This is a genomic window from Caloramator sp. (assembly GCF_020054765.1).
GTDB classification, from domain to species: domain Bacteria; phylum Bacillota; class Clostridia; order Clostridiales; family Caloramatoraceae; genus Thermobrachium; species Thermobrachium proteoclasticum.
In genome coordinates this window covers 83727-96497 of the sequence record NZ_JAIHAO010000011.1, presented here as the reverse complement: position 1 = coordinate 96497, position 12771 = coordinate 83727, and the positions used below count along the sequence as shown (strand labels likewise).

The following is a 12771-nucleotide window of genomic DNA, read 5'->3' as shown; positions in this document are numbered from 1 at the left end:
TACTCTCCCCAATCTAACTTATCTTTCTAAAATAACTCTCAAACAAGATAGGACAGGCATTCTAACCGAATACCCGCCCCAACAATTGACAAAGAGCCTTTATAAAAAGATAAAAAGGCTGCAAAATGCAGCCTTTTTATTATCTTCCAAACTCTGCTCCTCTTTCAAGAGCCTTTTTATTTAATTCATAGAATTGTTCTTTTCCGTGTTCCTTTAGTGCCTTAAGAAGTGATTCCATCTTTACTATCTTAGTCTTTTCAACAAGTGCTCCAAGCAGAACCATATTTGCGATCTTCTTTGAACCTACTTCTTCTGCTATCTTTTGAGCAGGTATTTTTATAATTTCTATATCTGTTCTTTCTGGTTCTCGGTTTACAAGGTCACTGTCTATTATTAATAATCCACCCTTCACAACGTGACTTTCGAATTTATCAAGTGATGGTCTATTCATAACAACTACTGTTGTTGCATCAACAACAAGTGGTGAACCTACTGGTTCATCTGAAAGTATAACTGAACAGTTTGAAGTACCTCCACGCATTTCTGGCCCATATGATGGGAACCAAGAAACATTTAAGTTTTCTTCCAGTCCTGCATATGCCAAAAATTTACCCATTGAAAGAATTCCTTGTCCTCCAAATCCAGCAAATATAATTTCTTGATTTGCCATATTACTTCACCTCCCCTGTAGTTGCATCCTTCTTAACTCCAAGTGGATAGTACGGAATCATATTGTCTCTTAGCCACTTAACTGATTCATTTGGTGATAATCCCCAGTTTGTTGGACATATTGATAATACTTCTACAAGGGAGAATCCTAATCCTTGAAGTTGTATTTCAAATGCCTTCTTAATTGCTTTTTTAGCCTTTATTATATTTGGAACGCTATCGACTGAAACTCTTTCAACATATACTGCACCATCTAAAGTTGAAATCATTTCTGATACCCTAATTGGATATCCTGCTGTCTTTACATCTCTTCCGTATGGTGAAGTTTCTGTTACTTGACCTGGGAGTGTAGTAGGTGCCATTTGTCCACCAGTCATACCATAAATGGCATTGTTAACAAATATTGTTGTTATTTTTTCACCTCTTGCTGCAGCATGAACTATTTCAGCTGTACCTATAGCTGCAAGGTCACCATCTCCTTGATATGTAAATACAACGCTGTCTGGTACTGCTCTTTTTATTCCTGTTGCAACAGCTGGTGCTCTTCCGTGTGCAGCTTCATACATATCACAAGCAAAATAATCATAAGCAAGAACTGAACATCCAACAGGTGCAACACCTATAGTCTTATCAAGTATTCCAAGTTCATCAATTACTTCTGCAACTAATCTATGGATAACACCGTGTGTACATCCAGGACAATAGTGAGTTGGCACATCAAGTAATGCCTTTGGTCTATCAAATACTACTGTCATTATTTTGCACCTCCTACAATTCCCTTTATCTTGTTTGCTATTTCAGCTGGAGTTGGAACCATACCACCACTTCTTCCATAGAAGTGAACTGGTTTTCTACCATTAACTGCAAGCTGAACATCCTCAAGCATTTGTCCACAGCTCATTTCAACTGAAATAAATCCATTCTTAGTCTTATCTATAACCTTATCAAAGGCTTCAACTGGATATGGCCATAAAGTTATTGGTCTAATTAAGCCAACATTTATACCTTCCTTCTTTAGCATCTTTATAGCATTTTTGCATATTCTTGATAACGTACCATATGATACTATAACAAGATCCATTTCTTCATCACAATTGTATAATTCATATCTAACTTCATTCTTTTCAATCTCTCTATATTTTTCTTGAAGTTTATTGTTATGTGCTTCAAGTTCTTCTGGCTTTAGGAAAAGAGAATTTATTACATTATGTTTTTCTCTTCCCTTTAACCCATTTGCAGCCCAAGTCTTTTCTGGAAGTTCCTTCTTTGGTCTTTCCTTAAATTCAACTGGTTCCATCATTTGTCCAAGCATACCATCTCCCATAACCATAACAGGATTTCTATACTTGTCTGCAACATCAAAGGCATCTTGAACAAGATCAACCATTTCCTGAACTGATGCTGGAGCAAACACTACTAATCTGTAGTCTCCGTGTCCACCACCCTTAGTTGCTTGGAAGTAATCTGATTGTGCTGGTTGTATACCTCCAAGTCCTGGGCCTCCACGAACTATATTAATAATTACGCAAGGAAGCTCTGCACCTGCTATATATGATATACCTTCTGCCTTTAAGCTTATACCTGGGCTTGATGAAGAAGTCATTACTCTAACTCCTGCACCTGCAGCACCATAAACCATATTTATTGCTGCTACTTCACTTTCTGCTTGTAGGAAAACTCTTCCTACCTTTGGCATTCTCCTTGCCATATAAGCTGCAACTTCTGTTTGTGGTGTTATAGGATATCCAAAGAAACATTGGCATCCTGCGTGAATGGCAGCTTCACCTATCGCTTCATTTCCCTTCATTAAAACCTTATCAGCCATCTAAGCTTACCTCCTTAAACCCTTTATTTTTCAACCTTTATTACTACATCAGGACATATTCTTGCACAAGATGCACAAGCGATACACTTTTGCATATTATCTCCCTTTACAGTTGCTGGATGATATCCCTTCGTGTTTAGTTTTTCATCAAATTCAATTATTTTTACAGGGCAAACTTCGATACAAAGTCCACAGCCTTTGCATCTTTCTTCTCTAAAAGTTACCTTTCCCATAGTCTACCTCCTATTTTATAATTATTTATTCATCAAGATATTTTCTCCAAGGAGGGAGCATAAATATCTTGATTGGGAATATCTCGTTTTTAATTTTGTCCTTTACTTCTTCTACTAAATCTTCTCTAACAACTGTATATTTGATTGGTATATTAGTCTTCTTTGATACTTCTTCCACAATATTTTGACCATTTAGTATATCCTCAATTTTTGTTTCATAGGATAAGTTGGAATTATTAATCAAATACTTTACTTTAAGCCTTGATGCGGCTTCAATGTCCCTAATATACTCTAAAATTCCATCAACATCCTTTGTAAATGGTCTTGTGGTATTTATTACAAAGTACATATCATAGTCTTCCATATTAAAGTATCTGTTATATTGACCAAGGGCAACAGCCCCTTGGTCATCACCACCAACATCAAGAACCACATCATAGCTTTTGTCATTAAATACAGATAATGTTTCAAGTGGAATTGTTCCAAGTTCTGCATTTGCCATCTCTTTAGGTGTTGCTATAACCCTTATTCCTAAGCTTTCAAGATAATCCTTTTCATCCCTTGTACAAAAGTAAGGGTTTACTATATCAAGGTCTGCTATACATACCTTCTTACCTTCATTTCTAAGTTTTATAGCATAGTTTATTGAAATTTCAGTTTTGCCGCTTCCAAAATGTCCAGTAAATATTCTAATTCTTGTTTCCATATAATCACATCCTATTTATATTCCTTAGCTGCTTCTTCTCCTTTTAACACTCTAAGTCCACCTTCAGCAAGTGCAAGCATTTCATCTTCTCCTGGATATACCACAACTGGTGCAATAAAGCTTATTCTTTCCTTTATCCAGCTTACATACTCTTCCCCGTATGCAAGTCCTCCTGTTAATATTATAGCATCTACTTCACCCTTTAAGACCGCTGCACAACTTCCTATTTCCTTAGCCACTTGATAGGCCATAGCCTTGTATATAAGTTCTGCTTCCTTGTTACCTTCGTCCATCATCTTCTTTACTTCTCTACCATCATTTGTTCCAAGGTATGCAACAAGTCCACCTTTGCCTGTAATCTTCTTCTTTATTTCATCTTGTGTATATTTTCCTGAGAAGCACATCTTAACAAGGTCTCCTACTGGAAGTCCTCCTGATCTTTCAGGCGAGAAGGGGCCTTCCCCATCGAGTGCATTATTTACATCAACAACTCTTCCTTTTTTATGAGCTCCAACTGAAATTCCACCACCCATATGAGCAACTATAAGATTTAGATCTTCGTATTTTACACCTTTTTCCTTAGCATACCTTTTTGCAACAGCCTTTTGATTTAATGCGTGGAATATACTCTTTCTTTCAATCTCTGGCATACCTGATATTCTTGCAACATCCTGCATTTCATCAACCACAACAGGGTCAACTATAAAGGAAGGTATATTATATTTTTTAGCTATTTCAAATGCAATTACTCCACCTAAATTTGAAGCGTGCTGTCCTTGTACACCTATTTTTAAATCCTCAAGCATATTTTCATTTACTGCATATGTTCCGCCCTCAATTGGTTTTAAAAGTCCTCCACGTCCAACTACTGCATTTAATGTGCCTAAATCTATTCCCTTTTCTTCAACTGCCTTTATAATAACATTCTTTCTAAATTCATATTGATCAAATATAGTTGCATAGGGTGCTAATTCTTCTGCTGAATGTCTTAATGTTTCTACAAATACTGGGTTTAAATCATCATAAACTGCTATTTTAGTTGATGTAGAACCAGGGTTTATTATTAGCATTCTATACATAGTACATCCTCCTTTTAATTATAGACAAGCAACAAGGCACGCAAGAGCTATTGAATAAAGCTTACTTTCATTACTGTCAGCTCTTGAAGTTAATATTACTGGTGCTGCTGCCCCAACAAGAATTCCTCCATTCTTCGCATTTGCAGTATATGTCAATGTCTTGTACATAACATTACCTGTTTCGATATTTGGAACAAGTATAATATCTGCCTGACCTGCAACTGGACTCTTAATTCCCTTGTGCTTTGCTGCTTCCTCTGATAGAGCATTATCTATTGCAAGCGGTCCATCAACTATACATCCCTTTATTTGTCCTCTATCATTCATCTTTGATAGAGCTGCTGCATCGAGAGTTGGCTGCATATCTGGGTTTACAACCTCAACTGCACATACAGGTGCAACCTTTGGAACTTCAATTCCAATTGCATGTGCTACCTTTACAGCATTTTCAAGTATTTGTTTTTTAGTATTTAAATCTGGTGCTATATTCATTGCAGCATCTGTTACAAGAAGTATTCTTTGAAGTGCTGGAACTTCAAACACAGCAACGTGTGATAGTACTCTTCCTGTCCTTAATCCCTTTTCTTTATCAAGAACTGCTCTTAAAAAGGTTGCAGTATCTATTAGCCCCTTCATTAACATATCTGCCTTCTTAGTTGATACAAGTTCAACTGCCTTCATAGCAGCCTTTGAATTGTCCTTCTCATCAATTACTTCAAAATCGTCTAAATTAATTCCTAATGTATTTGCTATCTCTTGAATTTTTTCCTTATCTCCAACTAAAATTGCATCTGCAAGTCCCATATTCTTTGCATCTCTTACTGCCTCTAAAACTGGCTCATCTTGTGCAACTGCAACTGCAATCTTTTTTCTCTCACCACATTTAACTTTGTTTAAAATTTCATCAAAGGTCCTTATCATATTTTCACCTCTTCTTCATAAATTTTAGCCATCTCTTCACCTATTAAGACTCTATAGGCACCTTCTGCTAAGGCCTGCATTTCATCTTCTCCCGGAATTACTACAACATCTGCTATAAACTTAACCATATCAGTTATGTATTCTACAAGTCTTTTTGAATATGCCAAACCACCAGTTAAAATTATTTTCTCAACATTTCCAAATAAAACTGTACTTGCTGCACCTATTTCTTTTCCTATTTGATAACACATAGCCTCAAATATTAGTTTTGCCTTTTTATCACTATTTTTAATCATCTCTTCTACAACACGTGCATCATTTGTACCTAAATACCCCACAAGTCCTGCCTGACCTACCATCTTCTTTTTTAATTCTTTTTGAGTATATTTACCCGAAAAAGCAAGCTTAACTAAATCACCAACAGGTACCTGTCCACACCTCTCTGGTGAAAAGGGCCCACTTTCATTTGCGTTATTAACATCTACTATTTTCCCTTTTTTTAAAGGTGCAACAGATATTCCTCCGCCTAAATGTGCTACTATAAAGTTGCAATCATCTAAATTTTTTCCTAAATCCTTTGCTACCCTTCTTGATACAGCTTTAATGTTTAAAGCATGAACAAGGGACCTTCTTTTAATTTCTGGTATACCTGAAATTCTTGCTATTTCCTCAAACTCATCAACTGCAACAGGGTCAACTATAAAGGCTTCTTTTCCTATTTCGTCTGCTATGGACTTTGCTATTATTCCCCCTAAATTAGAAGCATGTTCCCCTTGATAACCTACTTTTAAATCCTCAATCATTTTATCAGTAACTTTATATGTACCAGATGGCATAGGTCTTAAAAGTCCACCACGTCCCACAATACAATCAAAAGCCTCTATGTTTATACCCTCTTCCTTTAAATACTCTAAAATTTGTTTTTTTCTAAAATCAAACTGGTCTGCAATTTTTTCATATTTTGCAAGTTCTGTTGCATCATGAGTGATATTCGTTTGTTTTACCTTCACATCTTTTTGGAATATTGCAATTTTTGTCGACGTTGACCCTGGATTTATTGCAAGAATTAGTCCCCTCATAAAAACTCCACCCCTATTTGAAATTTATATTATAATTTTCTAAAAACTTTATCTATTCTTATTTTACTGTATAATGCCCCATATTTGCAACAAAAATATTTAAAATTTATTATGCATATTTAACAAATTAGTATACCTTTTTTATTCAATTGGTGCATATTTTTGCATTATTTTTTCAGCTGTTTTTATTCCATCAACTGCAGCAGACATTATTCCACCAGCATATCCTGCCCCTTCACCTGATGGATATAGACCTTTTATTGTACTGGATTCGAAATTTTCCATTCTTATAATCTTTACAGGTGCTGAAGTTCTTGTTTCAATTCCAGTTATAATTGCATCATAACTTGCAAAACCTTTTATTTTTTTATCAAAATCATATAGTGCCTCTTTTAAAACACCTATAACATAATTAGGCAAACAATCACTTAAATTTGCAAACTTATATCCTCTTGTATAACTTGGTTTAACTTTACCAAGTTTCTTAGAAACCTCATCCTTTAGAAAATCACCAACAAGTTGTATAGGAGCGACATACCCTCCTCCACCTACTTTATACGCTAATTCTTCATAATATCTTTGAAACTCCATTCCAGCAAGGGGATGTGAACTTGCAAAGTCAGGAGAGCCTACTCCCACAACTATAGCACTATTTGCATTATCCTTATCCCTTTTATATTCACTCATACCATTTGTTACAAGCCTATTTTCCTCTGATGCTGCTGCTACAACTGTTCCTCCTGGGCACATACAAAAACTATAACAAGGTCTTCCATATGTTTTACTTGTAAAGGTAAGTCTATAGTCTGCGGCTTTAAGCTTCGGATGTTTTGCAAATTTTCCGTATTGATTTTCATCAATCATACTCTGAAGATGTTCGATTCTAACGCCTATTGCAAAGGGTTTTTGTTCAAATTCAACACCTCTTTTTAGAAGCATTTCATAGGTGTCTCGTGCACTATGCCCTATTGCAAATACAACAACATCCGAATCTATTTCATATTCATTGTTAACTATCACACCATTAATTTTATTGTCTTTAACTATTATATCTGTTACCTTTGAATCAAATTTAACTTCTCCTCCAAAGGATTTTATTTTCTCCCTTATATTTTTTACTACCGTCTGAAGTATATCTGTACCTATATGTGGTTTACCAGAATACATTATTTCAGGTGGAGCTCCTGCCTCTACAAACTCTTCAAGAACATAAGTTATTCTTGTATCCTTTATTCTTGTAGTAAGTTTTCCATCTGAAAAGGTTCCTGCTCCACCTTCACCGAACTGCACATTACTATCTAAATTCAATTCTCCAGTATTCCAAAAGTTTTGTATATCTTTAGTTCTTTTTTCAACACTTGATCCTCTTTCCAAAATAATTGGTCTGTAACCGTTTTTTGCTAAAATAAGACCGACAAAAAGCCCTGCCGGTCCTGTTCCAACTATTATTGGTCTCTTTAACAATTTTTCATCTCCGAAGTTGAAATTTTCATCAAGATATGTATCATCTAATAATACATCCTTAGAATTTGCCTTTGCTACAACCCTTGATTCATTATTACATTTAAATTCAACCTGATAAACAAAATCTATCTTATTTTTTCTTCTTGCATCTATTGATTCCTTTAATATTTTATAATCCCAAATATCCTTCTTATTAACCTTTGCCATCTTGCAGGCAATATCTAAAACCTTATCTATACTGTCATCTAATGAAATTCTTATGTTGTTTACTCTTATTGTCATACAATACCTCCATTATCTTTTGCTTATTTTTATCTTTATCTTTTCTGGTTCATTACTTACTATTTCAAATTGCTCAGGTTTTATTATTTTTATTGGAAGAGTAAATTCCCCTTCTGATAATTCAGATACATCTAAAACTGCTATAAACTGATTTAAATCAATTTGGTTTACTTGACTTTCACTTCCTCTTATTAATAAATTAACTTCTTCAGAAGAAGGACTATAAACATATTCTCCATTTTGATTTTGTATGCTTATAGGAAGTTTTATCTCCTTTTGTATAATATTTTCTACAGCTAATTCCACTAATATGCTATTTTCTTTATTTTTTAGATAAATACCCTTTGGGATATTAAGTTCAACCTGTATTGATGTAGTTTGATTAATATTTTGTAAATCTATAGGTTTTGTTTCTATCTGCTTTATATTATTTAAAACATTTAAATCTCCTAAAATATATATATTAGGTTCAGATAAATTTATGGACTTTATCGTCTTTCCCTTTGGTAGTGAATTTTTTGTAACTACCTTTATAGGTACTTGCTTTGCTGATTTTATACTTACAAACACATCTACATACCTTGGATCTGTTTCTACATTTAAAACTTGTTTTCTTTCTCTATCATAGGGCTTTACTACTATTGAATTACTTATATCAGAAAACGCACCAGTTATATCCACCCGGCCCTCAACATAATTAACTTTATTTATATATTCCTCTGGTCCAACTACTAATATTTCAGATGGTTTAACAACTGGTTTTAAATTATCATAGCCTTGTTTAGGTATTCCTGTTATATTTATATTAACAGGAAAGGCTTTTGAAACAAGGTTATCAAGCTTTACCCTTATATACGGGAAAATACCTTCACTTACAACTTCAATACCTTGGGGCTTTCTTCTTATCTCAACTGGTATGTTGTTATCTCCCCTCTTTAGATAACCTCCCATATCAGCCTCTACCTTAAAGTCATCCTTAGTCACCTTAAAAACATCAAGAGCTCTTCCTTTCACAGTAAGATTTATTGTAAAGGTTTGTTCAGGCAACATAACCAAATTAGAGCGAGCTATATTTTCTGTGTTATAGAGAGTAACCGGTATATCTTCAATTGTTCTAACTAAGACTGGATTCTTTTCCCCCATAACATAAAGCCAAAGTATAAAAGCTATAAAAATAGAAGCTGTTATTGCCATTATTTGCTGTTTATCTTTGACAGCCATATTTTCACCCTCTTAAATAATGTTGTATCTATTTCTATATTTTTCTTTAATACACCATATAAAACCTTTTTTAATCTTTCTGCATTATACCCCCTAACAAGCTTACCATTAATAGATATTGAAATTATCCCTGTTTCCTCTGAAACAACAACTGCTATTGCATCACAAGTTTCTGTTATACCTATTGCAGCCCTATGTCTTGTACCAAGTTCCTTTGATACAAACTGTTCAGTCAATGGTAAAACACAGGATGCAGCTACAATTCTATCTTTTCTAATAATAACAGCACCATCGTGAAGTGGAGTGTTTTCAACAAATATGTTTTCTAAAAGCTGTGATGAAACAACACCATCAATTACTGTTCCGCTTTCTACGTAATCATTAAGACCTGTATCCTGCTCAATTACAATCAAAGCTCCTCTCTTACTCTTAGACATATTATCTGCTGCAACAACAATTTCATTTACAACCTTTTCTACCTCTTCATCACTATCAAATAGTCTTCTGTTTAATATTTTGCTTCTTCCAAGGTGCTCAAGTGCCTTCCTAAGTTCTGGCTGAAATATAATTATAAGTGCAATTAAACCTACTGTTAATGTGTTTTGAATTAGCCAATGTAAAGTTATAAATCCTAATATTTCGCTAACCTTCATAACTAATAATATAAACACAAGTCCCTTTACCAGCTGTTCTGCTCTTGTTTTTCTAATTAATGTAAACAGCTTATAGAAAATGTAAGCAACAATTAAAATGTCAATTACATTTAAGATTGTTACGTGTTTAATAATCGAAAACATACTATTTAAATCAAACATAGCAGCCAACCCCTTAATAGTGTTTATATACTAATTATAATACAAAATTATCCTGTGTGAATAATTAATTTAGGCATGCATATAAAAAAGCATGCCCATCAATCCATCAGTTTAATTCCTAATTTTTCGTAAAAAATATAACCTATTTCATTGCTCTGCTTTAAACCATTCTTTTTTTGAAAATTAAATACTGCCTGTTTCATATCCTCACCATAAATTCCATTAACATAACCTTTAAAATATCCCTTTTCCTTTAAAAGCCTTTGAACTTCATATACATCAGCTCCTCTATCTCCAGGTCTTAATACTCTAAACCCTTCTCCAAAAGGACCATATGGTCCTCCATAAATTCTTACTGTTGTTCCTATTGGAACTATTTTATATAACTCCCTAACATCCTTATTGTACATCCTTATACATCCTTCAGACTCATCGTGCCCTATTGACCAGGGTTCATTTGTTCCGTGTATACCATATTTCCCCCAAGGAACATTAAAACCCATCCATCTTCCACCAAAACCTTCTCCCCAAGTATCCTTGCTTATTATTTTCCAAACTCCAATAGGCGATGGAGTATTTGGACGACCTGAGGCTACTGGATAAGTTTTCACAAGTTCATTATCTTTATATAAATAAAGTCTATTTATAGTTATATCAACAAAAATATAATACCTTGAGCTTGAATTTTTGTTTTTCTTAAAAACACTGTCACTTCTTACAAAAATAAGTGTCCCACCAACTGCAACTATAATGCACATAAGCACAATTATAAAAAGTGCAATATACCTCCTTTTCATCGTCTCCCCCCACACAATCACTTAATTATAAAATATGAAAAAGAGCAAAAATTAATGAATATTTTATAGTTTTTTAACTAAAAATATACCTGTAATAAAAGATATAAGTATTACAATAAAACCTTGTTATAGGAGGTAAAATCTATGCTAAACAAAAATATTTCATGTACCGTACGTGACTGTAAGCATCATGCAGGTGCCCAAAACTATTGCACACTAAATTCAATTCAAGTTGTTAACCATCATAATCCTGCAAAGGATAAAGAAGCAACCGACTGCGGAAGCTTTGAATGCAAATAAAATGGGACCTTTTGGTCCCATTTTTACTTCTTAAGTGCCGCTATCATTATACCTGATACTATAGTACCTATAACTATTGATAATGTGTACAACAATAATCCACCTACTGCATTTGGTATTGGTAAAACAAATATTCCTCCATGTGGTACAGCAAGTGTACATTTAAATGCCATTGAAAGGGCTCCTGTTACTGCTGAGCCGACCATAATTGATGGTATAACTCTAAGTGGATCAGCTGCAGCAAATGGTATTGCACCCTCTGTTATGAATGAAATTCCAAGGAAAAATGCTGCTTTACCTGCCTCTATTTCATCCTTTGTAAATTTATTTTTTGCTATTCTTGTCGCCAAAAATACTCCAAGTGGTGGTACCATACCAGCTGCCATTACTGCTGCCATAACAGTTGAAGGTTGTCCTGCTGCTAATGTACCAACTGCAAAAGTGTAAGCAGCTTTGTTTACTGGACCACCCATATCAAAGGCCATCATAAGTCCTAACACTATTCCAAGAGTTACTGCACTTCCTCCACTTAAGCTATTCAACCAGCCCTCCATTGCCTTATTTATAGAAGCAACTGGAGTACCTACTACATATATCATACCAAGTCCAACAATTAATGTTGATAATAATGGTAGTACTAAAACAGGCATTAAACCTTCCATAGTTTTGGGTAATTTAATTGTTTTCTTTAAAAATTCTACAACATAACCTGCCGCAAAACCTGCAATAATACCACCTAAGAAACCTGCACCTAATTTACTTGAAAGAACACCACCTATCATACCTGGTACAAGACCTGGTCTATCAGCTATTGAATATGCTATATATCCTGCTAATATAGGTACAATAAGTGAAAATGCTCCCCCACCACCTATATCCATAAGTGCAGCAGCAAGTGTTCCTTTTTGTTCAAATGCCTTTATACCAAAGGCAAAGGATAGAGCAATTAATATACCACCTGCAACTACAAAAGGAATCATAAATGAAACACCAGTCATTAAATGCTTATATGCTCCTGTAATTTTTTTCTTTTCTTCCTGCTTTGCTTCAAACACCTTGTCAACATAAGTATTTTTCTTTTCAAGCTTCATTGCCGATTGAATTAATCCCTTTGCATCCTTTATAGCATCTTTTACTGAAACTTCAATCATTGGAAGCCCATTAAATTTTGATTTATCAATTTTTGTATCAGCTGCAATTATAACAGCATGTGCCTCTTTTACATCTTCTGCAGTTATTTCATTTTCAACTCCTACCGAACCTCTTGTTTCTATTTTAATTTCAACCTCAAGTTCCTTAGCTGCTATCTTAAGTGCTTCAGCAGCCATATAAGTATGAGCAATTCCTGTTGGGCAGGATGTTACTGCTAAAAGTTTCATA

14 protein-coding genes are annotated in these 12771 nt (G+C 34.4%); 1 reads left to right on the top strand and 13 read right to left on the bottom strand.

Annotated features, from left to right (window positions below; all coding sequences use genetic code 11):
- Positions 1-139 precede the first annotated feature (139 nt).
- The 12 genes from JG776_RS05870 to JG776_RS05815 form a co-directional block, all read right to left on the bottom strand.
- Positions 140-670 carry a 2-oxoacid:acceptor oxidoreductase family protein gene (locus tag JG776_RS05870; RefSeq protein WP_291965584.1) on the bottom strand — a complete coding sequence of 177 codons (531 nt, stop codon included), beginning with the start codon at positions 668-670 and terminating at the stop codon, positions 140-142.
- 1 nt (position 671) lies between these two features.
- Entirely contained in the window at positions 672-1424 is a 753-nt protein-coding gene (locus tag JG776_RS05865; RefSeq protein WP_027307583.1) for a thiamine pyrophosphate-dependent enzyme, read from the bottom strand.
- Positions 1424-2494: a 3-methyl-2-oxobutanoate dehydrogenase subunit VorB gene (locus JG776_RS05860; protein WP_291965581.1), complete on the bottom strand. Its 1071-nt coding sequence runs from the start codon at positions 2492-2494 to the stop codon at positions 1424-1426. Before JG776_RS05860 ends, JG776_RS05865 begins: the two co-directional genes overlap by 1 nt.
- Before the next feature lie 23 nt (positions 2495-2517).
- A complete protein-coding gene (locus JG776_RS05855; RefSeq protein WP_018661041.1) occupies positions 2518-2727 on the bottom strand; it encodes a 4Fe-4S binding protein in 210 nt (69 codons plus the stop codon).
- A gap of 25 nt (positions 2728-2752) precedes the next feature.
- Positions 2753-3433, bottom strand: a complete 681-nt coding sequence (locus JG776_RS05850) for an ATP-binding protein (protein WP_291965576.1) — start codon at positions 3431-3433, stop codon at positions 2753-2755.
- Positions 3434-3444: 11 nt separating this feature from the next.
- Positions 3445-4512: a butyrate kinase gene (buk, locus tag JG776_RS05845; protein ID WP_291965574.1), complete on the bottom strand. Its 1068-nt coding sequence runs from the start codon at positions 4510-4512 to the stop codon at positions 3445-3447.
- Positions 4513-4530: 18 nt separating this feature from the next.
- A complete protein-coding gene (gene ptb, locus JG776_RS05840) occupies positions 4531-5433 on the bottom strand; it encodes a phosphate butyryltransferase (RefSeq protein WP_291965572.1) in 903 nt (300 codons plus the stop codon).
- A complete protein-coding gene (buk, locus tag JG776_RS05835) occupies positions 5430-6512 on the bottom strand; it encodes a butyrate kinase (RefSeq protein ID WP_291965571.1) in 1083 nt (360 codons plus the stop codon). Before buk (JG776_RS05835) ends, ptb begins: the two co-directional genes overlap by 4 nt.
- A gap of 141 nt (positions 6513-6653) precedes the next feature.
- Positions 6654-8258 (bottom strand): NAD(P)/FAD-dependent oxidoreductase, encoded by a 1605-nt coding sequence (locus tag JG776_RS05830; RefSeq protein ID WP_291965568.1) that lies wholly within the window; start codon positions 8256-8258, stop codon positions 6654-6656.
- Between the two features lie 12 nt (positions 8259-8270).
- Positions 8271-9479, bottom strand: a complete 1209-nt coding sequence (locus JG776_RS05825; RefSeq protein ID WP_291965566.1) for a CdaR family protein — start codon at positions 9477-9479, stop codon at positions 8271-8273.
- Positions 9452-10294, bottom strand: coding sequence for a diadenylate cyclase CdaA (cdaA, locus tag JG776_RS05820; RefSeq protein WP_291965564.1), 843 nt, complete (start codon positions 10292-10294; stop codon positions 9452-9454). Before cdaA ends, JG776_RS05825 begins: the two co-directional genes overlap by 28 nt.
- 98 nt (positions 10295-10392) lie before the next feature.
- The gene (locus tag JG776_RS05815) at positions 10393-11091 is read right to left on the bottom strand and encodes a L,D-transpeptidase family protein (RefSeq protein WP_291965562.1); all 699 of its coding nucleotides are present in this window, start codon (positions 11089-11091) and stop codon (positions 10393-10395) included.
- 144 nt (positions 11092-11235) lie between these two features.
- On the opposite strand from JG776_RS05815, the gene JG776_RS05810 reads away from it, so the two are divergent.
- Complete coding sequence (locus JG776_RS05810; RefSeq protein ID WP_291965559.1) at positions 11236-11391, top strand: DUF1540 domain-containing protein; 156 nt, start codon at positions 11236-11238, stop codon at positions 11389-11391.
- A gap of 23 nt (positions 11392-11414) precedes the next feature.
- Here JG776_RS05810 and JG776_RS05805 read toward each other — a convergent pair whose 3' ends face one another.
- On the bottom strand, positions 11415-12770 hold the full coding sequence (locus tag JG776_RS05805; RefSeq protein ID WP_291965557.1) for a PTS fructose transporter subunit IIC: 1356 nt from the start codon (positions 12768-12770) through the stop codon (positions 11415-11417).
- Position 12771: the final 1 nt, after the last annotated feature.